This window comes from Streptomyces sp. NPDC020489, assembly GCF_044386545.1.
GTDB lineage: Bacteria > Actinomycetota > Actinomycetes > Streptomycetales > Streptomycetaceae > Streptomyces.
Genome location: NZ_JBIRUZ010000001.1, coordinates 549,149 through 574,733 on the forward strand (window position 1 = coordinate 549,149; position 25,585 = coordinate 574,733).

The 25,585-nt window shown below is 72.8% G+C and carries 21 protein-coding genes; 8 read left to right on the plus strand and 13 right to left on the minus strand.

The window, feature by feature from the left end:
* Positions 1-44 precede the first annotated feature (44 nt).
* Positions 45-1,229 carry a MarP family serine protease gene (locus ACH41F_RS02460; protein WP_398832331.1) on the minus strand — a complete coding sequence of 395 codons (1,185 nt, stop codon included), beginning with the start codon at positions 1,227-1,229 and terminating at the stop codon, positions 45-47.
* 202 nt (positions 1,230-1,431) lie between these two features.
* On the opposite strand from ACH41F_RS02460, the gene ACH41F_RS02465 reads away from it, so the two are divergent.
* Complete coding sequence (locus ACH41F_RS02465; RefSeq protein WP_398832333.1) at positions 1,432-2,292, plus strand: peptidoglycan recognition protein; 861 nt, start codon at positions 1,432-1,434, stop codon at positions 2,290-2,292.
* A 50-nt stretch (positions 2,293-2,342) separates the two neighbouring features.
* Here ACH41F_RS02465 and ACH41F_RS02470 read toward each other — a convergent pair whose 3' ends face one another.
* Complete coding sequence (locus ACH41F_RS02470) at positions 2,343-3,482, minus strand: lipid II:glycine glycyltransferase FemX (RefSeq protein WP_398832335.1); 1,140 nt, start codon at positions 3,480-3,482, stop codon at positions 2,343-2,345.
* A 236-nt stretch (positions 3,483-3,718) separates the two neighbouring features.
* Between ACH41F_RS02470 and ACH41F_RS02475 the strand changes: the two genes are divergently transcribed.
* A complete protein-coding gene (locus tag ACH41F_RS02475; protein WP_391229783.1) occupies positions 3,719-3,940 on the plus strand; it encodes a hypothetical protein in 222 nt (73 codons plus the stop codon).
* Between the two features lie 4 nt (positions 3,941-3,944).
* Here the strand turns inward: ACH41F_RS02475 and ACH41F_RS02480 are convergent, their stop codons facing one another.
* From ACH41F_RS02480 to ACH41F_RS02515, 8 genes are all read right to left on the minus strand, one after another.
* Positions 3,945-4,484, minus strand: coding sequence for a carboxymuconolactone decarboxylase family protein (locus tag ACH41F_RS02480; RefSeq protein ID WP_398832339.1), 540 nt, complete (start codon positions 4,482-4,484; stop codon positions 3,945-3,947).
* A gap of 20 nt (positions 4,485-4,504) precedes the next feature.
* Positions 4,505-5,023: a DUF4240 domain-containing protein gene (locus tag ACH41F_RS02485; RefSeq protein WP_391230578.1), complete on the minus strand. Its 519-nt coding sequence runs from the start codon at positions 5,021-5,023 to the stop codon at positions 4,505-4,507.
* Between the two features lie 56 nt (positions 5,024-5,079).
* A complete protein-coding gene (locus tag ACH41F_RS02490; protein ID WP_398832341.1) occupies positions 5,080-6,057 on the minus strand; it encodes a helix-turn-helix transcriptional regulator in 978 nt (325 codons plus the stop codon).
* Between the two features lie 177 nt (positions 6,058-6,234).
* A complete protein-coding gene (gene aceE / locus ACH41F_RS02495) occupies positions 6,235-8,940 on the minus strand; it encodes a pyruvate dehydrogenase (acetyl-transferring), homodimeric type (protein WP_391229790.1) in 2,706 nt (901 codons plus the stop codon).
* Positions 8,941-9,214: 274 nt separating this feature from the next.
* Positions 9,215-9,844: an FCD domain-containing protein gene (locus ACH41F_RS02500; RefSeq protein ID WP_391229792.1), complete on the minus strand. Its 630-nt coding sequence runs from the start codon at positions 9,842-9,844 to the stop codon at positions 9,215-9,217.
* A gap of 245 nt (positions 9,845-10,089) precedes the next feature.
* On the minus strand, positions 10,090-11,895 hold the full coding sequence (gene sucB / locus ACH41F_RS02505; RefSeq protein WP_398832345.1) for a 2-oxoglutarate dehydrogenase, E2 component, dihydrolipoamide succinyltransferase: 1,806 nt from the start codon (positions 11,893-11,895) through the stop codon (positions 10,090-10,092).
* Between the two features lie 66 nt (positions 11,896-11,961).
* Positions 11,962-13,350: a dihydrolipoyl dehydrogenase gene (gene lpdA, locus ACH41F_RS02510; RefSeq protein WP_391229797.1), complete on the minus strand. Its 1,389-nt coding sequence runs from the start codon at positions 13,348-13,350 to the stop codon at positions 11,962-11,964.
* A 301-nt stretch (positions 13,351-13,651) separates the two neighbouring features.
* Positions 13,652-15,193 carry a leucyl aminopeptidase gene (locus ACH41F_RS02515; RefSeq protein WP_391229800.1) on the minus strand — a complete coding sequence of 514 codons (1,542 nt, stop codon included), beginning with the start codon at positions 15,191-15,193 and terminating at the stop codon, positions 13,652-13,654.
* Between the two features lie 342 nt (positions 15,194-15,535).
* Between ACH41F_RS02515 and ACH41F_RS02520 the strand changes: the two genes are divergently transcribed.
* The 5 genes from ACH41F_RS02520 to ACH41F_RS02540 all read left to right on the plus strand — a co-directional run bounded on the left by ACH41F_RS02520 (position 15,536) and on the right by ACH41F_RS02540 (position 22,055).
* Positions 15,536-17,560 (plus strand): hypothetical protein, encoded by a 2,025-nt coding sequence (locus tag ACH41F_RS02520; RefSeq protein WP_398832349.1) that lies wholly within the window; start codon positions 15,536-15,538, stop codon positions 17,558-17,560.
* A 124-nt stretch (positions 17,561-17,684) separates the two neighbouring features.
* Positions 17,685-19,205, plus strand: coding sequence for a GT4 family glycosyltransferase PelF (pelF, locus tag ACH41F_RS02525; RefSeq protein ID WP_398832351.1), 1,521 nt, complete (start codon positions 17,685-17,687; stop codon positions 19,203-19,205).
* Complete coding sequence (locus ACH41F_RS02530; protein WP_398832354.1) at positions 19,202-20,653, plus strand: hypothetical protein; 1,452 nt, start codon at positions 19,202-19,204, stop codon at positions 20,651-20,653. Before pelF ends, ACH41F_RS02530 begins: the two co-directional genes overlap by 4 nt.
* Positions 20,650-21,279 (plus strand): spherulation-specific family 4 protein, encoded by a 630-nt coding sequence (locus ACH41F_RS02535; protein WP_391229808.1) that lies wholly within the window; start codon positions 20,650-20,652, stop codon positions 21,277-21,279. The genes ACH41F_RS02530 and ACH41F_RS02535 overlap by 4 nt, the downstream gene beginning before the upstream one ends.
* Complete coding sequence (locus ACH41F_RS02540) at positions 21,276-22,055, plus strand: endo alpha-1,4 polygalactosaminidase (RefSeq protein WP_391229809.1); 780 nt, start codon at positions 21,276-21,278, stop codon at positions 22,053-22,055. The genes ACH41F_RS02535 and ACH41F_RS02540 overlap by 4 nt, the downstream gene beginning before the upstream one ends.
* Positions 22,056-22,065: 10 nt before the next feature.
* Here the strand turns inward: ACH41F_RS02540 and ACH41F_RS02545 are convergent, their stop codons facing one another.
* Complete coding sequence (locus tag ACH41F_RS02545; protein WP_398832357.1) at positions 22,066-22,860, minus strand: adenosylcobinamide-GDP ribazoletransferase; 795 nt, start codon at positions 22,858-22,860, stop codon at positions 22,066-22,068.
* Positions 22,861-22,920: 60 nt separating this feature from the next.
* Between ACH41F_RS02545 and ACH41F_RS02550 the strand changes: the two genes are divergently transcribed.
* Positions 22,921-23,673, plus strand: coding sequence for a hypothetical protein (locus tag ACH41F_RS02550; protein ID WP_398832359.1), 753 nt, complete (start codon positions 22,921-22,923; stop codon positions 23,671-23,673).
* Here ACH41F_RS02550 and ACH41F_RS02555 read toward each other — a convergent pair.
* A complete protein-coding gene (locus ACH41F_RS02555) occupies positions 23,625-24,311 on the minus strand; it encodes a hypothetical protein (protein ID WP_398832362.1) in 687 nt (228 codons plus the stop codon). The two genes, ACH41F_RS02550 and ACH41F_RS02555, sit on opposite strands and share 49 nt — an antisense overlap.
* 157 nt (positions 24,312-24,468) lie before the next feature.
* Entirely contained in the window at positions 24,469-25,557 is a 1,089-nt protein-coding gene (gene cobT / locus ACH41F_RS02560) for a nicotinate-nucleotide--dimethylbenzimidazole phosphoribosyltransferase (protein WP_391229815.1), read from the minus strand.
* Positions 25,558-25,585: the final 28 nt, after the last annotated feature.

Sequence of the window (25,585 nt, forward strand, 5' to 3'; positions counted from 1 at the left end):
TGCCCCGCCGCCGAGCGGGGCGCCCGCCACCGCGCCGCGGACGGCTACGAGGTCGCCAGTTCGCCGGTGTCCACCGGAGCCGTCGCGCCCGCCGCGCGCCGGGCGTCGTCGGCCACCTCGTCGGCGGTCAGGACGTACCCCGTCTCGGCGTCGGAGGTCGAGCGGGCGAAGACGACGCCGTAGACCTCACCGGTCGTGGTGAGCAGCGGGCCGCCGGAGTTGCCGGGGCGGACGGTGGAGCGGATCGAGTAGATCTCGCGGGTGACCGTCTCGTCGTTGTAGATGTTCTGGCCGGTCGCCCGCACCCGGTTGGCCACGGTGGCCGCCTGGAGGTTCAGGTCCCCGTCCTGCGGATAGCCGGCCACGACTGCGGAGTCCCCGCGCGAGGCGTCGTCGTCGAAGCGCAGGACCGGCGCCCGAAGGCCGGGCACGTACAGCACGGCCACGTCCTTGTCCGGGTCGAAGAGCACCACGCGCGCCTCGTACGACCGTCCCACCCCGCCGACGCGAACGGTCGGCTCGTCGATGCCGGCCACCACGTGGGCGTTGGTCATGACGTGCTCGCGGGAGTACACGAAACCGCTGCCCTCGCGGCCCTGGGTGCCGGAGACGCCCTCGATCTTCACGGTGCTGCGCTGGGCGGCCCGGGTGGCGCTCGCGGTGACGCTGTCGCCGGTGGGCTTGGCGACCCGGGCCGTCGACTCGTTCTCGAAGGGGTTGAAGACCTGCGGGAAGCCCGCCTCGGTGAGCGCGGAGGTGGCCCGGGAGAACCAGGCCGGCGTGGTCTCCGGCATGGCGTCCTGGACCGCCCCGAGCAGCCGTGAGTCCTGGATCGCGGTGGTGAGGACGGCCGAGGAGGAGGCGCCCAGCACACTCGCCGCCACCCACGCCACGATCAGCACGGCGATCGAGTTCGCCGCGGCCCCGCCCACCCCGTCGGCGACCCTGAGCGGTCCCCGGTCCAGCTCCCGGCGCAGCCGCAGCGCCAGCCTGCCCGCCAGTTCGTGCCCGAGCACCGCCGGGAGCAGCACCGTGAGCACCGCGGTGATCGTCGCCGTGGTGCTGCCCGGCGTGACCAGGTCCATGATCCACGGCAGTACCCACACGCCGACGACCGCGCCGCCCACGAACCCGGCGAGCGAGACACAGCCGGCCACGAGGCCGCGCCGGTAGCCGGAGGCCGCGTAGGCCAGGATCGCCAGCACCAGCAGGATGTCGAGCAGGTCCACGGAGCCGCCTTTCTCTCGGACCCCTTAGTACGGGCGGGACGAGCCCGGTGATCACACATACCCGCGCGGGGTGCCCGGAACCGGCCACGCGTGCGTGCGGGTGTGCGTCGCATCCGGAGAAACGCCCCGGACCGGGACGATGGTTCCACCGGGTGGCACACCACACATCGCGGGCGCGGCGGATCCGGCAGACAGTGGGACCATGCGTGTCCGACGAGCCCGCGGGATGCGACGGCGGCGGCCGGTCCGCGCGCCCCTGCGCGCACCGGCCGGGCCCTCGCGGATATCCCCCCGCGCGCTGCGCGTGCTCGCCTGTCTGCCCGGGCTGACGGCCGTCGCGGCGCTCGTGCTCTGCGCACACGGCGTCGAACGCGCGGCCGGGGCCGCGCACCGCCTGGCGGCCCGTCCCGCGGGCGCGCACCACGCGGCGAGGCCGCCGATCGTGCCGAGGTCGGTCTGGGCGGCCGCCACCGGCGAGGCGAGCACCGCCGCGCTCACCCCGCCCCCGGCCCGCTACGACGACAAGGTCGTCGCCGTCTTCGTCCACCACACCGACTCGCCCAACGGCTACGACTGCGCCGAGGCGCCCCGCATCATCCGCTACCTCGCCGCGGGCCAGACCGGCGCCCGGCACTGGGACGACATCGGCTACAACTTCCTCGTCGACCGCTGCGGCACGATCTACGAGGGGCGCGCGGGCGGTACCGACCGCCCCGTCACCGGCGCCCACACCCAGGGCTTCAACCACCGCACGACCGGCGTCGCGGCCCTGGGCACCTTCACCGCGGGCGTCTCCGTACCCCGGGCGATGACGGACGCGATAGCGGCGCTGGCGGCCTGGAAGCTGGGCCTCGCGGACATCGACCCGCGCGCACGCGTGCGACTGACCTCCAGCAACGGCCTGAGCCGCTACGCCGCCGGCACCACCGCGACCCTGCCCGCCGTGGCGGGGCACGCCGAGGGCTACATGACCAGCTGCCCCGGCGCCGCCCTCACCGCCCGCCTCCCGGAGATCAGACAGACCGCGGCGCGCCTCCAGGGCAGGCTCCCGGCACCCCCCTGACGGCGACCGCGCTCCGACCCCCTGGACGGGGGCCTACGCCATGACGGTCGTCACCGGCTGACTCCCCGCCGCCCGAGATACGCCCGCACGGCCCGCTGGAGCACCTTCCCCTGGCTGCCCACGGGCCGCTCCCACTCGCCGAGGTACTCCACGGCACGGCCCCCCGCGCCCGTCTTGAAGCGCAGCCGCCCCAGCAGCCGGTCCTGGTCGAGGGCGGGCGTGACGGACCGCAGGTCGTACGTCTCCACACCCGCGGACCGCGCGTCGTTCATCATCCGCCACACCAGGGCACTGCTGGGCCGCAGCTGACGCCCCTGCCGCCCGGACGCGGCGTAGGAGTGCCAGGAGCACGAGCCGACGTTGATCATGAGCGCGGCGGAGAGCACCTCGCCCTGGTGCTCGGCCAGATACAGCCGCACCCGGTCGTCGTCCTCGGCGTTCAGGGCCTGCCACAGGCGGCGGAAGTAGTCCGGCGGGCGGGCCCGGAAGCCGTCGCGCGCGGCGGTCGCGGCGTACAGCCGGTAGAAGTCGGGCAGGTCCGCCGCCGTGCCCCAGGAGACCCGCACCCCGGCCCCCTCGGCCGTGCGCAGCGACCGCTCCCAGTGCCCGGCGAGGCCGGCGCGCAGATCGTCCGCGGTGCGCCCCGCCAGCGGGACGAGGCAGCCGTACCGCGGCTGGCCGAGACCGAAGCCGTGCTCCCCGCCCTCCTCGCACCGCCGCCACCCGAGCCGCCCCAGCCGCTCGGCCGCGTCCAGCGCGTACCCGTCGATGGCCGCCGCGGGCAGGTCGCGCAGATGGCGTACGGCGGGGTCGGCGATCCCCGCCGCGACCGTCGCCGGGTCCCACTGGCGCACGACGACCGGCGGACCGATCCGCACCGAGAACGCGCCGCGCGCCTCCAGATGGGCGACGAGCGGGTCCAGCAGGCGCTCCAGGCGCGGGTCCCGCCAGTCGATGCCGGGCCCGTCCGGCAGGTAGGCCAGGAAGCGCCGGGTGCCGGGCAGCGGCCGGTACAGCACCAGCGCCGCCGTCACCATCGCCCCGCCCTCGAACCAGCCGACGCTCTCCGCCAGCCAGTCCGGCTTCACGCCGGCCCACTCGGGGATCTGGAGGTGGCTCGTGTCGGGGTGCAGCCTGAGGTGGGCGAGGTGTTCCTCGCGCGTGATCTCCCGCACGGACGGGCTGGTCATGGGCAGGGCGCTCCTGTTCAGGGCCGCACACCGGCGGGAGCGGCCACGGTACGCCCGGGATCACGCCGCCGGTCAAGGGTGCGGAGGTGAACGTTCCGGACCCGCCCCGTGACCTCGGTCACCGCCGTCGCCCGGAGGTGGTCCCCGGTTCACAGACTTCTCGCAGCCGGCTCACGGATGACCCCGAGGCGGCGGCCCTAGCGTCGAGCCGTACACATCGACCGGAGGTGGGGAAGATGAACAGCAGGCACTCCGACGCGAGGACGGCCAGGACGGCCCGCGGCCCCTGGGCGGCCCTGACCGCGGCCGTGGCCGTGGTCCTCGGTCCGGCCGCGGTCACGGCGTCCGCCCTGGACCAGGCCAACGCGGCCCCGATGCACCACATGGTGCTGAAGGCCGACCAGACGCAGGCGTACCTCCCGGCGGACCCCGCCCGCAGGCGGGCGTCCGCCGCCTGAGGCTTCAGCCGGGACCGTCGCCCGTCAGCCCGAGGAACCGCTCGCCGGACGGATCGAGGTCGACCCCGAGCCCGTTCATGACGCCCGCCAGCATGACGTAGTAGCCGACCGTCGTGACGATCTCGACGACCTGCCGGTCGGTGTGGTGGGCCCGGAGCGCCGCCAGGACGTCCTCGGACAGGGTGTGCCGGGAGACGAGGTCGAAGGCCGCCGCGAGGGCCGCCGATTCCGCCGCGTCGAACTCCGGCCCATGGGCGCGCAGTTCGGCGACGGCCGCCAACTGGCCTTCCGTCACGCCCGAGTTGAGCGCGATCGGCCGGTGCTGCACGGCCTCGTACGCGCAGTCCGTGCCGGCGGCCACCGCCATGATCAGCAACTCTCGCAGCCGCACCGGCAGCGTCGACTCCAGCAGCACGGCGAGGCCCATGTCGATCGCCGTGTCCGTGAGCGGCGGGGCGTGGGAGAGCATGCGGAAGGCGTTCAGCGGCACCGGTAACTTCGCGACGCCGTCGGCGGGACGTTCCGGGTACGGGATGCGAGCCATGGTTCCCCCTGAGGTAGACGTCAGCCCCTGAACCGCTCCCACAGTTTGGGGTACCGCTCCGCCAGCAGCCGCTCGTTCTCCAGGTCCAGCGGCGCGCCCGCCGGCTCCGGGGGCGCCGGCGGGATGCCGAGGTCCGGTGCGACGACACCGGTGAGCTGCTCGTACGCCTCGTCCGCGACGTAACCGAGCTCCTCGCCGTCGCCGTCGATCTCCTCGTCGAAGTCGTCGAGCAGGTCGGCCAGCGCGTCCGGGTGGTGCACGGCGCCCTCGTAGACCTCGCGGCCCTGGCCGATCAGCCAGCAGCGGAAGAAGTCGAAGGTGTCGTCACCGGCCCCGTCGAGCAGCACCCGGGCCGCGCCCCACAGGTCCCAGGTGTACGCGCGGTTGTAGCGGGCCTCGAAGTGACGGGCGAAGTCCAGGACCATGTCGGGGTCCAGTTGCAGGAGCCGGTCGACGAGCAGGTCGGCCTGCTCCTCGGGGTCGCCCTCGGCGGCCTCGCGGGTGGCGTCCACCAGCTCCCAGAACTCCGTCTCGTCCATCACGGGTCCAGCATCGGCCCTGAACGGGTGAGGCGCACGTGGAGTGCGGAGGATTGTTATGTCCCGTACAGAGCGGCCAGACGTCTCGCGTCCGCGGCGAACAGCGCCCGCAGCCCCGCCGGGGCCAGCACCTCCACCTCCGGCCCCAGCGACAGCAACTGGGTACGGGCGACCTCCTCCGACTCCACGGCGACCGTCACCCTCACCCAGCCGTCCTCGTCCGCTGCCCCGGCCCGCTCCAGCGCCTGGGTGGCGGAGCCCCGGTCGGCGAGGACGTACGGCAGCCGCCGCGCCCCCTCCGGGGACAGCCGTACGACGACCTCGGCCCGCAGGATCGACCGCGCGAACCGCTCCGCCTGCTCCTCCCAGAAGGCCGGCAGCTCGAAGGCCTCGTCGCGGGAGAACCGGTCCGCCGAGGGCGTCACGGTCGTGAACCGGTCCACGCGGTAGACCCGGAACGCGCCCGGCTCGGCCACCCGTGCGCACAGGTACCACACCCCGGCCTTCAGCACGAGCCCGTACGGCTCCAGCTCCCGCTCGACCTCCGCCGCGCCCTTGCGGTACCGGGCGGTGACCCGCCGGTCGTCCCACACCGCGTCGGCGACCGCAGGCAGCAGCTCGGGCGTCTTCGGCTCGCTCCACCAGTTCGGGGCGTCCAGGTGGAAGCGCTGGGCAGCCGTCCTCGGGGCGTCCCGCAGCGAGGGGAGCAGTGCCGCGGACACCTTCAGCCGGGCGGCCGAGGCGGCGTCCTCCAGGCCCATCTCGCGCAGGGCCCCCGGCACCCCGCTCAGGAACAGCGCCTCCGCCTCGCCCCGGGCCAGCCCCGTGAGCCGGGTCCGGTACCCGCCGATCAGCCGGTAACCGCCGGCCCGCCCCCGGTCCGCGTAGACCGGGACGCCCGCCTCCGACAGCGCCTGGGCGTCCCGGGTGATCGTCCGCTCGGACACCTCCAGCTCGCTCGCCAGCTCGGCGGCGGTCATGGAGGGCCGGGACTGGAGCAGCAGAACCATCTTGATGAGGCGGGCGGCACGCATACAGCCCATGATGCGGGGCGCTCCGCGGGGTGGGCGGAGTCGGGGGCGTTTTCGGGTGCGTTTTCGGGTGCGGGCCGGTGGGGGCTGGTCGCGCAGTTCCCCGCGCCCCTGAAAGACAGGCGTGCCTGGGCCTACCTGCTGTCAGGGGCGCGGGGAACTCACGCATCCGTGGCGGAACTACAACCCGTACCGCTCCCGCGCTTCCTTCACGGCCGTCGCCTTGACCTCGCCGCGCCGTGCCAGCTGGGCGAGCGCCGCGACCACGACCGACTCGGCGTCGACGCCGAAGTGGCGGCGGGCGCCCTCGCGGGTGTCGGAGAGACCGAAGCCGTCCGCGCCCAGCGACGAGTAGTCCTGCTCGACCCACTGCGCGATCTGGTCCGGGACCTGGCGCATGTAGTCGGAGACCGCCAGCACCGGGCCGTCGGCGCCGTGCAGCGCCTGACGGACGTACGGCATCCGCTCCTCGCCGCGCAGCAGGGCCGCGTCGGCCTCCAGCGCGTCGCGGCGCAGCTCGGTCCAGGAGGTCGCGGACCACACGTCGGCGGCCACACCCCACTCCTCGGCGAGCAGCTTCTGCGCCTGGAGGACCCAGTGGATCGCGGTGCCGGAGCCCAGCAGCTGGATGCGCGGGGCGTTGGCGGCGGCCACGTCCAGGCCAGCCGACTCCGCCGTGTTGAAGCGGTACAGGCCCTTGACGATGCCCTCGTCGATGCCGAGGCCCGTGGGCTTCGCCGGCTGCGGCAGGGGCTCGTTGTAGACCGTGAGGTAGTAGAAGACGTTCGGGTCCTCGCCGGGGGCCGCCTCGCCGTACATCCGGCGCAGACCGTCCTTGACGATGGCCGCGACCTCGTAGGCGAACGCCGGGTCGTAGGTCAGCGCCGCCGGGTTGGTCGCCGCGATGACCGGGGAGTGGCCGTCGGCGTGCTGGAGGCCCTCGCCCGTGAGCGTGGTGCGGCCGGCCGTGGCGCCGATGAGGAAGCCGCGGCCCAGCTGGTCGCCGAGCTGCCACATCTGGTCGGCCGTGCGCTGCCAGCCGAACATCGAGTAGAAGATGTAGAACGGGATCATCGCCTCACCGTGCGTGGAGTACGCGGTGGACGCGGCGATGAAGTCGGCCATCGAACCGGCCTCGGTGATCCCCTCGTTGAGGATCTGGCCGTTCGTGGCCTCCTTGTAGTACATCAGCTGGTCACGGTCGACCGGCTCGTACGTCTGGCCCTTGGGGGAGTAGATGCCCAGGGACGGGAAGAGGCTCTCCATGCCGAAGGTGCGGGCCTCGTCGGGCACGATCGGCACCCAGCGCCGGCCCGTCTCCTTGTCGCGGACCAGGTCCTTGATCAGGCGGACGAAGGCCATGGTGGTGGCCACGTTCTGCGAGCCGGAGCCCTTGTCGAAGGAGGCGAAGGCCTTCTCGGCGGGGGCCGGCAGCGGGGCCACCGGGTGCACCCGGCGGGCCGGGGCGGGACCACCGAGGGCGGCGCGGCGCTCCTGGAGGTAGCGCACCTCGGGGGAGTCGGCGCCGGGGTGGCCGTAGGGCACGACCCCGTCGACGAAGTCGCTGTCCTTGATGGGCAGTTCGAGAAGATCACGCATCGCCTTGAACTCGTCCACCGACAGCTTCTTCATCTGGTGGTTGGCGTTCTTCGACGCGAAGCCCTCGCCGAGGGTGTGGCCCTTGACCGTCTGGGCCAGGATGACCGTGGGCGCGCCCTTGAACTCGACGGCGGCCTTGTAGGCGGCGTAGACCTTGCGCGCCTCGTGGCCACCGCGGGAGAGGTGGAAGCACTCGAGGATCTTGTCGTCGCTCAGCAGCTTCGCCATCTCGGCGAGCGCCGGGTCCTTGCCGAAGAAGTCCTCGCGGATGTAGGCGGCGCCCCGCGTCTGGTACGTCTGGACCTGCGCGTCCGGTACCTCGCGCAGCCGTCGCACCAGCGCGCCCGTGGTGTCGAGCTGGAACAGCTCGTCCCAGGCGGTGCCCCACAGCGTCTTGACGACGTTCCAGCCGGCGCCGCGGAACTGGGCCTCCAGCTCCTGCACGATCTTGAAGTTGGCGCGGACCGGACCGTCGAGGCGCTGCAGGTTGCAGTTGATGACGAAGGTCAGGTTGTCCAGGCCCTCGCGGGAGGCGAGCGCGAGTGCCGCGGTCGACTCGGGCTCGTCCATCTCGCCGTCGCCGAGGAAGGCCCACACGTGGGAGGCGGAGACGTCCTTGATGCCGCGGTTGGTCAGGTACCGGTTGAAGCGCGCCTGGTAGATGGCGGAGAGCGGACCGAGACCCATGGAGACGGTCGGGAACTCCCACAGCCAGGGCAGCCGGCGCGGGTGCGGGTACGACGGCAGTCCGTTGCCCCCCGCCTCGCGGCGGAAGTTGTCGAGGTGGTCCTCGTTCAGCCGGCCGTCGAGGAAGGCGCGGGCGTAGATGCCGGGGGAGGCGTGGCCCTGGATGTAGAGCTGGTCACCCGAGCCGTCCGCCTCCTTGCCCTTGAAGAAGTGGTTGAAGCCGGTCTCGTAGAGCCAGGCCGCGGAGGCGAAGGTGGCGATGTGGCCGCCGACGCCGTACTTGGAGCCACGGGTGACCATCGCGGCCGCGTTCCAGCGGTTCCACGCGGTGATCTTCCGCTCCATCTCCTCGTCGCCGGGCGCGGACGGCTCGGCGGCGGTGGGGATGGTGTTGACGTAGTCGGTCTCGAGCAGCTTCGGCAGCGCGATGCCGCCCGCCTCCGCCCTCTCCAGCGTGCGGCGCATCAGGTACGCGGCACGGTGCGGGCCGGCAGCCTTCGCGACCGCGTCCAGGGAGGCCTGCCACTCGGCGGTCTCCTCGGGGTCGCGGTCCGGGAGCTGGTCGAGCTCGCTCGGCTGGATGGCGTTGGGGTCGGTCATGTCGCCGCCTTCCTCAGTCGAAGGGGGTTCCCTCATCGGTAAGGGTTCGGGGTCGCCCTAGGTCTTTGGCAGGACAGGGCTGGGGCCTCGGTGGAGGCCCGTCGGCGACTGTAACTCCCTGATCGATGATCGATCAAAGGGTTGCGGGGCAAAACCTCTTGATTTCGAGAAAGTAGGCACGGGGTGCCTCGCCAGGAGACACCGGGTGCCGTCGTTTCCGGTGGTTTCCGCAGGTGGGGATACGCCCGAGGGGTACGTATGAGCGGGGTCGCGCTCAGGGTTCGTGGCGCGGGGCGCAGCCCAGGACGTGCGCCTTGACGAGTTCGGCGATACGCGGATCCCGGCGCCGGAAGGCCTGCACCAGCTCCTCGTGCTCCTCCGCGTAGGACTGCTGCACCGTCCCCAGCCAGCGGATCGACAGGGCCGTGAACACCTCGATGCCGAGCCCCTCCCAGGTGTGCAGCAGGACGGAGTTCCCGGCGGCGCGGACCATCTCCCGGTGGAACCCCACGGTGTGCCGCACCTGGCCGGTGCCGTCGGAGGCACGGTCGGCCTCGTAGAGCGCGGCGACATGCGGCTCCAGGGCCGAGCAGTCCGCCGCCAGCCGCTCCGCCGCCAGCTCCGCCGCGATGGCCTCCAGACCGGCCCTGACCGGGTAGCTCTCCTCCAGGTCGGCCGCGGTCAGATTCCGCACCCGTACGCCCTTGTTGGGCGCCGACTCGATCAGCCGCAGCGACTCCAGCTCGCGCAGCGCCTCCCGCACCGGCGTCTGGCTGACCTCCAGCTCGGTCGCGATCCGCCGCTCGACGATGCGCTCGCCCGGCTTCCAGCGCCCGCTCACGATCCCCTCCACGATGTGCTCGCGGATCTGTTCGCGCAGCGAGTGGACGACGGGCGCGGTCATGAGTGCTCCTTAGGGAGGGCTTTGACGCTTAGACAATAAGGCCGGTTCGCTCCGCGGGTGGGGCGGGTGAGGGTGCTTATGCGCAGGTGAGACGAGGCTTACACGTCCGGCCTGGTCGCGCCGTGGAGCGCGCGGCGGAACCGGACGATACAGCTCCGTGGTCCGGCGGCCGGCCCCGCCGCAACGGCGACGCCCCGTCCGGAGAGGTTCCGGACGGGGCGCCGTACAGCCTGTGCGCAGGACGGTCAGAGGCCGAGCTCGACCTCGAACTCGCCCGCCTCCAGGATCGCCTTGACCGCGGTCAGGTAACGGGCCGCGTCGGCGCCGTCCACCAGACGGTGGTCGTAGGACAGGGTCAGGTACGTCATGTCGCGGACGCCGATGACCGGGCCGTCCTCGGTCTCGATGACGGCCGGACGCTTGACCGTGGCACCGATGCCGAGGATCGCGACCTGGCCCGGCGGCACGATGATCGTGTCGAAGAGCGCGCCGCGCGAACCGGTGTTGGAGATGGTGAAGGTCGCGCCGGACAGCTCGTCGGGCGTGATCTTGTTCGCGCGGACCTTGCCCGCGAGCTCCGCCGTGGCCTTGGCGATGCCGGCGAGGTTGAGGTCGCCCGCGTGCTTGATGACCGGGGTCATCAGGCCCTTCTCGGAGTCCACCGCGATACCGATGCTCTCGGTGTCGAAGTAGGTGATCGTGCCTTCGCCCTCGTTGATCCTGGCGTTGATCGGCGCGTGCGCCTTCAGCGCCTGGGCCGCCGCCTTGACGAAGAACGGCATCGGGGAGAGCTTGACGCCCTCACGGGCCGCGAAAGCGTCCTTGGCCCGGGCACGCAGCTTCATCAGACGCGTGACGTCGACCTCGACGACCGAGGACAGCTGCGCCTGCTCGTGCAGCGCCTTGACCATGTTGTCGCCGATGACCTTGCGGATGCGCGGCATCTTGACGGTCTGGCCACGGAGGGGGGAGGCCTCCAGGCTCGGCGCCTTCTTCGCGGCGGGGGCGGCCGCGGCGGCGGGGGCCGGAGCGGCGGCGGTCTTCGCGGCCTCGGCGGCGGCGACGACGTCCTGCTTGCGGATACGGCCACCCACACCGGTGCCCTTGACGGCGGCCAGGTCGACACCGTGCTCGGCGGCGAGCTTGCGCACCAGGGGGGTGACGTAGGCGCCGTCGTCACCGGAGGTCGCGGCCGGGGCCGGAGCCGGGGCGGCGGCGGCCGGAGCGGGCGCCGGGGCCGGGGCCGGAGCGGCGGGCGCCGGGTCGGGCGCCGGAGCCGTCTGCTGCTGCGGGGCCGGAGCCGAGGGCGCCTGCGGGGCCGGGGTCGGCGCGGGCGCCGCGGGGGCGGGCGCCGGAGCCGGGGCGGGGGCCTCGGCGGCCGGGGCCGGGGCGGCGGGGGCCGGGGCAGCGGCCGGAGCCGCACCCGGGGCGCCGATGACGGCCAGCTTGGCGCCGACCTCGGCGGTCTCGTCCTCGCCGACCGTGATCTCCAGCAGCACACCGGAGGTGGGCGCCGGGATCTCGGTGTCGACCTTGTCCGTGGAGACCTCGAGCAGCGGCTCGTCGGCCTCGACGGAGTCGCCGACCGACTTCAGCCAGCGGGTGACGGTGCCCTCGGTGACGGACTCGCCGAGCGCGGGCAGGACGACGTCCGTGCCCTCGGCGGAGCCGCCGCCGGAGGCGGCCTCGGCGGTGGGAGCGGGCGCCGGGGCGGCCTGCTCGGTGGACGGCGCGGCAGCGGCCGGCTCCGGAGCCGCGGCGGGCTCGGGCTCGGGCTCGGCGGCCGGGGCCGGGTCGGCGGCGGGCGCGCCCGAGCCGTCGTCGATGACGGCCAGCTCGGCGCCGACCTCGACCGTCTCGTCCTCGGCGACCTTGATGGACGCCAGCACACCGGCGGCGGGGGAGGGGATCTCGGTGTCGACCTTGTCGGTCGACACCTCGAGCAGCGGCTCGTCGGCCTCTACTCGCTCACCCTCGGCCTTCAGCCAGCGGGTGACAGTGCCCTCGGTGACGCTCTCGCCGAGCGCCGGAAGGGTTACGGAAACCGCCATGGTTTCGGTTGCTCCTTACGAATTGCGGAAGTCTGTGTCGTCGCTTCGCGGGTGGTCGACCGAGGGTCAGTCGTGCGCGTGCAGCGGCTTGCCCGCCAGGGCCAGGTGGGCCTCGCCGAGCGCCTCGTTCTGCGTCGGGTGGGCGTGGATGAGCTGGGCGACCTCGGCCGGCAGCGCTTCCCAGTTGTAGATCAGCTGGGCCTCGCCGACCTGCTCGCCCATGCGGTCGCCGACCATGTGGACGCCGACCACGGCACCGTCCTTGACCTGGACGAGCTTGATCTCGCCCGCGGTGTTCAGGATCTTGCTCTTGCCGTTGCCCGCCAGGTTGTACTTCAGAGCGACGACCTTGTCCGCACCGTAGATCTCCTTGGCCTTGGCCTCGGTGATACCGACGGAGGCGACCTCCGGGTGGCAGTAGGTCACACGGGGGACACCGTCGTAGTCGATCGGGACGGTCTTGAGACCGGCCAGACGCTCCGCCACCAGGATGCCCTCGGCGAAGCCGACGTGCGCGAGCTGGAGCGTCGGGACCAGGTCGCCGACGGCGGAGATGGTGGGGACGTTCGTCCGCATGTACTCGTCGACCAGGACGTAGCCGCGGTCCATCGCGACGCCCTGCTCCTCGTACCCGAGACCGGCGGAGACCGGGCCGCGGCCGATGGCCACCAGCAGGACCTCGGCCTCGAACTCCTTGCCGTCGGCGAGGGTGACCTTGACGCCGTCCTGGGTGTACTCGGCCTTCTCGAAGAAGGTGCCGAGGTTGAACTTGATCCCGCGCTTGCGGAACGCGCGCTCCAGGAGCTTGGAGGAGTTCTCGTCCTCGACCGGCACCAGGTGCTTCAGGCCCTCGACGATCGTGACCTCGGTGCCGAAGGACTTCCACGCCGAGGCGAACTCGACGCCGATGACACCGCCGCCGAGGATGATCGCGGACTTGGGCACGCGGTCCAGGACGAGGGCGTGGTCCGAGGAGATGATCCGGTTGCCGTCGATCTCCAGGCCCGGCAGCGACTTCGGCACGGAGCCGGTCGCCAGCAGGACGTGACGGCCCTGGATGCGCTGGCCGTTGACATCGACGGAGGTGGGCGACGACAGCCGGCCCTCACCCTCGATGTAGTGGACCTTCCGGGAGGCGACGAGCCCCTGGAGGCCCTTGTACAGACCGGCGATCACGCCGTCCTTGTACTTGTGGACCCCGGCGATGTCGATGCCCTCGAAGGTGGCCTTCACACCGAACTGCTCGCTCTCGCGGGCCTGGTCGGCGATCTCGCCCGCGTGCAGCAGGGCCTTGGTGGGGATGCATCCCCGGTGCAGGCAGGTACCGCCGACCTTGTCCTTCTCGATCAGGGCGACGTCAAGCCCCAGCTGCGCCCCGCGCAGGGCCGCGGCGTAACCGCCACTACCACCGCCGAGGATCACTAGGTCGAAAACGGTGCTGGCGTCGTTCGCCACGTCACGTCCTCCATGCATGTGCGCCGTACGCCGGTCTCCAGTGACCGGGCGGCGGCTGGGTCCGGCCGCTCTTTCTTCGGCCCTGTGGTGGGGGCCCTGTCCTGCCGAGCCCCATCTTCGCACTTGTCCGAGGAGAACGAGACGCCGGGCCGGGGTGTGAGACACCACACGCTCACCTGTGAGGACCTCACTTTGAGCGGGGGTCGCGGTGAGACACGCAGGGGCGCGGGGAACTGCGCGACCAGCCACGACGGTCCCGCAGTCGCCCGCTCCCCGAAGGCACCGAGCTCTTAGGCGAACATCACCCCAGGTCACCCGCGGCGGTCAGCTCCGCCAGCCGCACGAGCGTGCGTACAGCGGTACCCGTGCCTCCCTTGGGCGTGTACCCGAACGGCCCACCCTCGTTGAAGGCCGGTCCGGCGATGTCGAGGTGCGCCCAGGTGATCCCCTCGCCCACGAACTCGCGCAGGAAGAGCCCGGCCACCAGACCTCCGCCCATGCGCTCGCCCATGTTCGCGATGTCCGCCGTGGGGGACTCCATGCCCTTGCGCAGGTGCTCCGGCAGCGGCATCGGCCACGCCGGCTCACCCACCTCCTCGGCGGCCTCGTGGACCGCGGAACGGAACGCGTCGTCGTTCGCCATGATCCCGAACGTCCGGTTGCCCAGCGCCAGCATCATCGCGCCGGTGAGGGTCGCGACGTCCACGATCGCGTCCGGCTTCTCCGCCGAGGCCGCCCACAGCGCGTCCGCGAGCACCAGCCGGCCCTCGGCGTCGGTGTTGAGCACCTCGACCGTCTTGCCGCTGTACATCCGCAGCACGTCACCCGGGCGCACGGCGGAGCCCGACGGCATGTTCTCGGCCAGCGCCAGCCAGCCGGTGACGTTGACCTCGAGCCCGAGCCGGGCGGCGGCGACGACCGCCGCGAACACCGCGGCCGCGCCGCTCATGTCGCACTTCATCGTCTCGTTGTGGCCGGCCGGCTTCAGCGAGATGCCGCCCGAGTCGTACGTGATGCCCTTGCCGACGAACGCGAGGTGCTTCTTGGCCTTGGAGGAGGTGTACGACAGCTTCACCAGCCGCGGCGGCGTCGCCGAGCCGCCGCCGACGCCGAGGATGCCGCCGTAGCCGCCCTTGAGGAGCGCCTTCTCGTCGAGCACCTGCACCTTGATGCCGTGCTCCTTGGCCGCGGCCTGCGCGACGGCCGCGAAGGCCTCCGGGTACAGGTCGTTCGGCGGGGTGTTGACGAGGTCACGGGCCCGGTTGAGCTCCTCGGCGACCGTCAGGGCGCGCTCGACGGCCGCCTTGTACGCCTTGTCGCGGGGCTTGCCGCCGAGCAGGACGACCTCGGCGAGCGGCGCCTTGCCGTTCTTCGCGTCGCCCTTGGTGCCGGCGGTCCCCTTGTACGCGTCGAAGGAGTACGCGCCGAGCAGGGCGCCCTCGGCGACCGCCCCGGCGTCCGCGGCGTCGGCCAGGGGCAGGGCGAAGGCGGCCTTCTTGGCGCCGGTCAGGGCGCGGGCGGCGGCACCGGCGGCGCGGCGCAGGGCCTCGGAGTCGAAGGCGGAGTCCTTCTCGGGCTCCGGGCCGAGCCCCACCGCCAGCACGAGCGGGGTCTTGAAGCCGGACGGCGCCGGCAGCTTCGTCACCTCGCCCTCCGCGCCGGCGGCACCCAGGGTCTCCAGGACGCCGGCGAGCTTGCCGTCGTAGGCCTTGTCCACGGCCTCGGCGCCGGGTGCGACGACCAGGGCCCCGGCCTTGGACGCCGTGCCCTTGGCGACACCGATCACGATCGCGTCGGCCCGCAGGCCGGGCGCCGCGGAGGTGCTGAGAGTGAGAGCAGTCACGGTGGTGAATTCTCGCTTCCGATGTGAAGTTCAGTTGGCGGTGCGGGTGGGTCGACCGGGCCCGACGGCCGACCCGGGATCTGTGTGCCGGGGCGGCATCGACCGGGGCCTTCACCCCGTCGATGAACACCCGGCACGAGCCTACGCGCGTGTGGCTGGTTCGCTCATTCCTACGGACGTTCACCTGTGAGTGGCGTCATGGCCACTTCTCGATCCTCACTCCCGGTGACCTCAGTCACACTCGTCGTGTTCCGGCGGGCGTCTCGCTCGCCGCTTTGCATGATTTCCACTGATCCTCCTCGGGTTTGCCCCAAGGGGATCTTCTGGGGGAGGACACACATAATGGCGCAGAGTGCGCACAGATGGAGGGGCGCGACCGCTGCCCTGACAGCCGCCGGACTGGTGGCGTTGGGGCTCGGAGCACCAAGCGCGGCGGCCGCCACGACGCCCCGCGTCGATCTCAAGGTTCTGGTCGTGGACAACGGCGACAGTCCGGTCCAGGCCATCACCGCCCAGCTGCGGAGCACGGGCGTCCCGTACACCACGGTCGACCTGAACGACGCGAACCGCCCGACCATCACGGCGACGTTCCTCAGCGACACCGTCAACGGCACGCCCCGGGCGCGGTACCAGGGCGTGGTGCTGCCCAACGAGGCCCCGTTCGGCGCCGGTTCGGCCGAGCAGACCGCGCTGGAGGCCTACGAGAAGACCTACGGCATCCCGCAGGTCGACGCCTACACCTGGGCCCACCCGGGGGTCGGCCTGGAGTACAGCAGCTACTCCGGCTCGCTGGACGGGCAGGAGGCGGACGTCACCGCCGCGGGGAAGTCGGGATTCTTCGGCTATCTCGACGGCGCCCTCGCCTTCGAGGACAACTCCCCCTCCGTGATGGAGAGTTACGGCTACGTCGCGACCCCCGGCAGCGGCTTCACCAGCTACGTCGACACGGCCGTGCCCGGCGCCGCGGGCCGCGGCAGCCTGATCGGCGAGTACGCCCACGACGGGCGCCGCGAGCTGGTGGTGACCTTCGCCTACAACCAGTACCAGCAGCAGTTCCGGGTGCTGGCGCGCGGCATCGTCGAGTGGCTCACCCAGGGCGTCCACCTCGGGCAGGCCCGCAACTACTTCGCCGTCCACGTCGACGACGTCTTCGCCCCCGACAGCCGCTGGGACACCGCACGCAACTGCACCCCGGGCGACTTCGACTGCGCGGGCGGCGACGGCGAGGGGACCACCCCGATCCGGATGACCGCCGCCGACGCGGCCTACGCCGCCCAGTGGCAGCAGGAACAGGGCTTCACGCTCGACATGGTCTACAACGCGGGCTCGGGCGAGCAGTGGAAGACCGAGAACGGCGGCACGGACGCCCTCGCCGCCCAACTGCTCGCCGACAAGGCCAAGTACCGCTGGATCAACCACACCTACACGCACCAGTTCCTCGGCTGTGTCCAGGACACCGCCACGGTGCCGTGGAGCTGCGCGAAGAACGCCGACGGCTCGACCCGGTACATGAGCCGGGCCGACATCTCCGCGGAGATCCGCGACAACTACAACTGGGGTGCCGCCAAGGGCCTTCCGATGACCCGCGGTGAGCTGGTCACCGGCGAGCACTCGGGCCTGAAGACCCTGCCGCAGCAGCCGGCCGACAACCCCAACCTCGCCGGCGCCCTCGCCGACAACGCCATCAAATGGACCGCCTCCGACAACTCCCGTGAGCCGGACCAGCGTTCCATCGGCAGCACCAGGACCGTGCCGCGCTACCCGATGAACGTGTACTACAACGTGGGCACCGACGCCGAGATGGCCGACGAGTACAACTGGATCTACACGTCCAAGGCCGACGGCGGCAGCGGCGTCTGCGAGAACAACCCGTCCTCCACCTGCCTGCCCGAGCCGCTCGACCCGGCCACCGGCTACCGCTCCTACATCGTCCCGCTGGAGGCCCGCACCGCGCTCGGCCACGCCATCGCCAACGACCCGCGCCCGCACTACGCCCACCAGTCGAACCTGGCCGAGGACCGGACCCTGTACCCGGTCATGACCAAGGTCCTCACCGACTACCGGGCGCTGTTCGCCGACAACACCCCGGTCCAGAACCTGTCGCAGACCGCGGTCGGCACCGAGCTCCAGCGCCGCGCCGCCTGGCAGGCCGCCGTGGCCTCCGGCAAGGTGACGGCGTACCGGATCGGCACGACGGTGACGATCACGGCACCGGGCGGGACCCAGATCCCGGTCACGGTTCCGGAGGGCACGAGGAAGCAACTCCTGCTCGGCACCAACGCGTTCGGAACCCCGTACGCGGGCAGGCGCTCGGCCTGGACCACGCCGGAGGCGCTGCAGAGCGCGGTCACTCTGAAGCTGCCGTAGAGCAGCAGCGCCCCTCTTCTCAGGGGCGCGGGGAACTGCGCGACACGCCACGACGCACCCGCGGTCGGCCACCCTCGCGCAGTTCCCCCCACACATTCCGCGAACAGGGGGGAACCGCACGCCCATGCGTACGGGCCGACACGTCACCATGCTCACCGAAGGCACCTATCCACATGTCCACGGCGGCGTCAGCACCTGGTGCGACCAGCTCGTCAAGGGCATGCCGGAGGTCGACTTCCACATCCTGTCGCTCACCGGGAGCGGCCGCGAACCCGTGACGTGGGAGCTGCCGCCCAACGTCTACCGCCACACCTCGGTGCCCACCTGGGGCCCGTGCCCGGGCCGCGGACACGCCCCGCGCGGCAGGGCAAGACGCCGCTTCATCGAGGCCTACGAGCGCTTCCTGCTGTCCTTCCTGGACCCCGAGACCTCCTGCGACTTCGGTGAGGCCCTGGACGAGCTGGCCCACCTCGCCCGCGACGGACGGCTGTCGGCGGCCCTGCGCACCGAGGCGGCCCTGCGCTCCCTGATGTGGATATGGACGATGCCGCACCTGCCGACGGCCGCGGCCCGCCCCACCGTCCACGACGCGCTCACCGCGACCGACCTGCTGGAGCACGCCCTGCGCCCGCTCGGCGTCCGCGTCCCCGAGGACTCGGTCGCGCACGCCGTGAGCAGCGGCCTCGCCACCCTCCCGGCCCTCGCCGCCCACCGGTTGGACGGCGTGCCGTTCCTCCTCACCGAGCACGGCATCTACCTGCGCGAGCGCTATCTCGGCTATCGCTCCGACTCCCAGCGCTGGCCGGTGAAGGCGTTCATGCTCGGCTTCTACCGCGAGCTGAACTCCCTGGGCTACCGCGCGGCCGACCTGATCACCCCCTGCAACCAGTACAACCGCCGCTGGGAGGAGCGCGGCGGCGCCGACAGCGACAAGATCCGCACGGTCTACAACGGCGTCGACCCCGCCGCCTTCCCGCACGCCGGCCCCGAGCCCGAGGTCCCCACCCTGACCTGGTGCGGGCGCGTCGACCCCATCAAGGACCTGGAGACGTTGATCCGTTCCTACGCCATGGTCCGCGCCGAGCTGCCCGAGACCAGGCTCAGGCTCTTCGGGCCGGTCCCGCCCGGCGGCGAGGAGTACCGCACCCGCCTGGAGAAGCTCGCCGCCGAACTCGGGGTCACCGACGGCCTCACCTTCGAGGGCCGCATCAGCGAGGTGTGGCGGGCGTACGCGGCCGGCCATGTCGTCATGCTGTCGTCGATCTCCGAAGGATTCCCCTTCTCGATCATCGAGGCCATGTCCTGCGGCCGTACGACGGTCTCCACGGACGTCGGGGGAGTGCGCGAGGCCGTCGGCGACACCGGACTGGTGGTGCCCCCGCGCGAGCCGGAGAAGCTGGCCGCGGCGGCCCTGACCCTGCTCAGGGACGACGAACGGCGCCTGAGACTGGGCGAGTTGTCACGCCAGCGGGTGATCGACCGCTTCACGTTGCGCCGCTCGGTGGACAACTTCCGGACGATCTACCAGGAACTGGCGGGCCTGCCCGAGGTGTACGAGCCCACCGTCGAGACCGTCGCCGACTGGACCCTGGAACTGCGCGACCCCTGGTACGCGGCCGTCGCCACGGACGGGACCGGCTGGTGAGCGGCTCCGTCTGGCTGCCCCCGGGCGCCCGCCCCGACACCGTGCCCGGCATCCCCCGGCAGCGCACCCCGAGCTGGGCCCAGCCCGACCCGGTCGACGCGCTGGCCGAGCGCCTCGACGACTTCGTGGCCGCCGCCGTCCACCCCGACGAGATAGCCGCGCTGCTGGAGTCCGACGGCCTGTCCGACGACCAGATACGCGAGCGGTACGGCGTCAAGAACTCCTTCGCGCTCGCCGAGGAGCTGTACGAGAGGGTCGAGCGCCGCTATCCCGAACCGGACGGCCCGTTCCACGACCCCTGGCAGGTGGGCCTGCTGGGCTGCCTCCTGCGCGGCGTGGTCTTCGCCCTGCCCGGCCTCGCCTACGTCCTGGGCGCCCCCCTGCTGACCGGCCCCAGGGACCACGGCCTCCCGGTCGGCACGATCCCCCTGCTGGCCGGCGCCCTGGTCGGCTGGACCTGGAACCAGGGCCTCGCCCACCGCGCGTACTCCTGGCTGGGCCTGGGCGACCGTGCGGCGGCCAGACGCAGCCTGCTCCTGGGGGCGCCGGCGGGCACGGTGCTCGGGGTCCTGGCGGCCCTGCTCGTGGCGAGCCCCGGAGACCTGTCGGGGCCGGCCTTCGCGGCCGGCCAGTCCCTGTACCTGGGCGCCTCCACGGTCCTCCTGGTCCTCGCCCGTGAACGCGCGCTGCTGCTGGCCCTGTCGCCGATGGCGGCGGGCGCGGCCCTGACCCTGCTCCACCCCCTGCCGGCCGCGGTGAGCGTCGTCCTGCTGCTGGGCTCCCTGACGGCGGTGGCGGTCCTGGCCCTCCGGGACGTCGTGCCGAGGGGCGACGCACCCGAGGGGCGCGGGGAGCCGCGCGACCGGCCACGACGAGGCCGCAGCCGACGAACGACCATGGGCCCCCGCCTCTCCGCATCCCTCCCGTACGCCCTCTTCGGCCTGGGCAGCGGCGTCCTGGTCCTCCACGCCGCCCTCGGTGACCCCCTCGCCGCCGTCGCCCTGACCCTCAGCATGGGACCGGCCGAGTACCTCCTGCACCGCTTCCGCAGCAGCGCCCTCGCGGGCCTGCGCAACACCAGCACCCCGAAGGCCTTCTCGCGCGCCACCACCCGCACGGTCGCGGCATGCCTGACCGTCTACCTGGCCGCCCTCCTCGCCCTCAGCCTCGCGATGTCCGCCCTGTGGCCGCAGGCCCCCGGCGTCACCGCCACCCGCCTGACCGCCCTGCTCCTGCTCGGCGTGGTCCTGTGGACCGGCCTGCTGCTCCAGTCCTTCGGCGCCATCCTCACCGCGACAGCGGTCTGCTGCGCCGCGGCCCTGGCCCAGACCCTGGCCGTGCTGACCCACGCGGGCGACTGGGCGGCCCTGTCCGTCCACGCGGCGGCCGCGGCGGCCCAGGCCACCTTGGTCTGCGCCCTGCTGGGAAGGGCGACGGCCCACCGATGAGCACGCTCCTGCTGCCGTACTACGAGCACCCGTCCGTCCGCCCCGCCGAATGGGAGGCGGTCATCGCGGCGGCGCCCCGCCTGTACGCGGTGGTCCTGAACCCGGCCAGCGGCCCCGGCGACCGGCCCGACGAGGCCTTCGCCGAGGTCTCCGGGCGGCTGCGTGGAGCGGGCGTACGGGTGCTGGGGTACGCCGACACCGACTACGCCCGCCGGCCGCCCGCCGACGTGGCCCGCGATCTCGCGCGCCACCGCGACTGGTACGGCACGGACGGCGCCTTCCTGGACCAGGTCGCCTCGGGCCCCGAGGAGTGCGCCTACTACCGGCGGCTCGCCACCGCCGTCCGCGGCACCCTCGTCCTGAACCACGGCACCACACCGCACCCCTCGTACGCCCGCGTCGCCGACGTCCTGGTCACCTTCGAGGGCACCTGGGCGACGTACCGCGAGCAGCCCCCGCGGCCCTGGCCCGGCGGCACGGGCGTCCGGCTGTGCCACCTGGTGTACGGCGTCCCGGACGGCGTCGACCTGGCGGCGGCGCCAGGGGTGGACCTGTACTGCGCGGTGCCGGGGATGGGGGATCATCCCTGGGGTACGTTGCCTTCCACTCTGGAGCCCGCTCGGTGAGACGCGTTTTCTGGCTGGTCCCCCTGCTCCTGCTGGCCGCCTGCACGACCGGCGGCCCCGACGCGAAACCCGGCACGCGCTGGCAGCCGACGCCGGGCCTGGACTGGCAGTGGCAGTTGAGCGGCCGGACGATCGACACCTCCGTCGACGTGCCCGTCTACGACATCGACGGCTTCGACCAGCCCCGCTCGACGGTCAGCGCCCTGCACCGCGAGGGCCGCAAGGTGATCTGCTACCTGTCCACAGGCGCCTGGGAGGACTGGCGGCCCGACGCGAAGAAGTTCCCCACGTCGGTGCTGGGGCGCGGCAACGGCTGGGAGGGCGAGCGCTGGCTCGACATCCGCGCGACCGACGTGCTGGAACCGCTGATGGCGGACCGCCTGGACATGTGCCGCGAGAAGGGCTTCGACGCGGTCGAGCCCGACAACATGGACGGCTACGCCAACCGCACCGGCTTCCCCCTGAAGGCCGCCGACCAGCTCCGCTACAACCGCCTGATCGCGAGGCTGGCCCACGAACGGGGCATGGCGGTCGGCCTGAAGAACGACCTGGCCCAGATCCCGGACCTGGTCGGCGACTTCGACTTCGCGGTCAACGAACAGTGCGCCCAGTACGGCGAGTGCGAGGCCAACACCCCCTTCGTCAAGGCGGGCAAGGCCGTCTTCCACGTGGAGTACGAACTCCCCACGAGCCGCTTCTGCGCCGAGTCCCGGAAGCTCAGGCTGAGTTCGATGCTGAAGAAGTACGACCTGGGGGTGTGGCGCCGAGCCTGCTAGGGCCGCGGCACTAGGACCCCAGCGACAGCACCACGAGCGCGGTCGTCGCCGCCGTCTCCGCGAGCCCGCCGAACACGTCGCCGGTGATGCCGCCGAAGCGCCGGGTGCAGTGCCGCAGCAGGAGTTCCGCGACGGCGAGCGCGGCGAGGACCGCGGCGCCCGCGCGGACGGCGTCGTACGGCCCGAGCAGGGCCCCCGTCCCCGCGGCCGCGAGCACGACCGCCACGGTGGCGACGGCCGCGCCCGTCGCCGGGACCACTCCGGCGACCGCCGCTCCCAGCCCCTCCGGGCGGGCGGGCGGCACCCCCGCGCGGGCCGCCAGGGTGAGCGCGAGCCGGGCCGTCGTCGCCGAGACGACGGCGGCCAGCGCGCCGTGGGCCCAGGAGGCGTCGTACGCCTGGGTCAGCGCGGCCACCTGCGCGAGCAGCACGAGGACCAGCGTGATGACCCCGAACGGCCCGATGTCGGACTGTTTCATGATCCGCAGCGCGTCCTCGGCGGGCTTGCCGCTGCCGAGGCCGTCGGCCGTGTCCGCGAGGCCGTCGAGATGCAGACCCCGGGTCAGGGCCGCGGGCACCGCGGCGGAGCCGACCGCGGCGAGCGGCGGATGCGCGCCCAGGGCGAGCAGCGCGACGCCGACCAGCGCCGCGAAGGCACCCACCACCAGCCCCGCCGGCGGGGCGCACAGCATCCCCCCGCGGGCCGCGTCACGATCCCAGCGGGTCACCTTCACCGGCAGCACGGTGAGGGTGCCGAAGGCGAAGCGGAGGCCGTCGGGCCAGGGGGTGGAAGAGGGCGCGGGCATCCGGCGAGGTTACCCGGCGGTCAGGAACGCGCCGGAGCCACCCCTGGATAAAGTGCGCTTATGGGACATTGGTTGCAGCGGAACATCATCGAGCCGGGCAAGCTGCCGCTGCTCCTCGCCCTGACCGCGTTCGTCGTCACCTTCCTGGTCACCCGGCTCGTCACCCGCCTCATCCGCGCCGGCAAGGGACCCTTCGGCAACATCAGCACCGGTGGGGTGCACATCCACCACGTGGTCCCCGGGGTCGTCCTGAGCGTGGTCGGCGGCTTCGGTGCCGTCGCCAGCGGGCGGCACGGGTTCGGGGCGGGCGTGTGCGCGGTGCTGTTCGGGGTCGGGGCGGGCCTGGTGCTGGACGAGTTCGCGCTGATCCTGCACCTCGACGACGTCTACTGGACGGAGGAGGGCCGCAAGAGCGTGGAGGTGGTCGTCCTCACCGCGGCCCTGGTCGGGCTGGTGCTGTCGGGCTTCTCGCCGTTCGGCGTCAACGACCTGAGCCAGGAGGAGGCCCAGGGCCGCGCGAACGTCGTCTCGACCGTGGTGGTCAACTTCGTCTTCGCCCTGGCCGTCCTGGCCAAGGGCAAGGCCCGGATGGCGATCTTCAGCGTGATCGTCCCGCTCGTCGGCCTGATCGGCCTCGTCCGGCTGGCCCGCCCGGGCTCGCCCTGGGCCCGCCGCTTCTACCGGCGCAGACCGCGGGCTCGCGCCAGGGCCACCCTGCGCGCCTACCACCACGACCGCCGCTGGGCGGGCCCCCGTCGCAGGCTTCAGGACCTGATCGGGGGCAAGCCCGACGCGTTGTCGGCGCGGCGGTGACGCAGTCCGCGGATCCCGCACAGCACCAGCACCGCCGCGATCGCCGCCAGGTGCTCCTTGCCCGCGAGGTTGTCCTTGAGCAGCACCTCCACGACCATCGCGACGATCACGACCCCCGCGGTGGCGTACGCCCGACAGCGCCAGGCGACGAACACCGCCAGCCCCACGACGGCCGCCGAGGGCCCGGTGTCCACCACCCGCGCGTCCGAGGCCGGCAGGCCGATCGGGCTGTCGGGGCCCAGCCAGATGCCGAGGCGGGCGTAGAGCGTGCCGGCGAGGGTGGCGGCGTAGGCGAGGGCGAGCGCGCGCCACCAGCCCAGGCAGATCTCCGCGATGCCGAACACGACCAGGATCTGCGCCAACGCGCCCCACACCGGCAGGTCCGGCGCCGGTACGAACAGCGACAGGGGTGTGCGCAGCAGCGCGAGCCACAGCGGGTCCTCCGCGCGCACGGCCCCGACGTCCTGCACGAACCCGTGGCCCCACGGCTGGTTCTGCGTGAACTGGAGCGCCGCCGTCAGACACACGGCCCCGATCGCCATCGGCACCGCCCGCCACCGCCGCCGCAGCAGCGGCCCGCGCACGGTGGCGTACAGCGGCCCCCATTCGGCACGGGCCCAGCGGGCGATCCAGGTCATCGGCGCGTCTCCAGGTGCTCTCCACCGGGGAAGACCGATCCGCAGACCGTGGAGTTGAGCGCCGCCCGAGTGACCTGGATCTCCCGGTATCGGGTGATGAATCGGGCATGCCCCATGCGTCGCGATCATAGGGGCGCCCGGGGCCGATCGGCCGGAGCTACTCCTGCTTCTCCGGCTCCTCCACGTCCACCTCGACGGCCGGCGCCCGCTCGGGCAGCTCGGCGGCCAGCGCCGCCGCGGCCTGCACCAACGGCAGCGCCAGCAGTCCGCCCGCGCCCTCCCCGACCGTCACCCCGTGCTGCAACAGTGGCTCCAGGGCCATCCGGTCCAGGGCCTTGGCCTGGCCCGGCTCGCCGCTGTCGTGCGCGGCCAGCCACCAGTCCGGCGCCCGGAAGGCGATCCGCTGCCCGACCAGCGCACAGGCGGCGACCACGACCCCGTCCAGCACGACCGGCAGCTTGCGCACCGCGCTCTGCAACAGGAACCCGGTGATCGCCGCGAGATCCGCCCCGCCCACCGTGGCCAGCAGCTGCAACTGGTCCCCGAGCACCGGCCGGGCCCGCCGCAGCGCGTCGCGGATCGCCGCGCACTTGCGCATCCAGGCGAGGTCGTCGATGGCCAGCCCGCCACGCCCGGTCACCACCGACGCGTCGGTCCCGCACAGCGCGGCGACCAGCACGCCCGCAGCCGTCGTCCCGCCGACGCTCACATCGCCGAGCACCACCAGGTCCGTACCGGAGTCGGCCTCCTCGTCGGCCACCGCGACCCCGGCCCGGAACGCGGCCTCCGCCTCCTGAAGGGTCAGCGCGTCCTCGACGTCGATACGGCCGCTGCCGCGCCGCACCCGGTGTCGCGCGACCTCGCCCGGCAGCGATGCCGGGTCGCAGTCCAGTGCCATGTCGACGACCCGCACCGGCACCCCGAGTCGCCGCGCGAGCACCGACACCGGTCGCCCGCCCTCCAGGACCTCGCGCACCAACTCCCCGGCGCTGCCCGCAGGTCGGGCCGAGACACCCAGCTCCGCCACGCCGTGGTCGCCGGCGAAGAGCACCACCCGGGGCCGTTCGATCGGCCGCACCGGCACCGCGGACTGCGCCGCCGACAGCCACTCGCCCAGGTCGTCCAGGCGGCCCAGCGACCCGGGCGGCACGATCTGGCGCTCCCGGCGCGCCTCCGCGTCCCGGCGCACCCCGCCGTCGGGGCGCTCGATCAGATCGGTGAAGTCGTCGAGATTAAGCGAGCTCATTCGCCGAACAGTACCGGCACCGATCGAA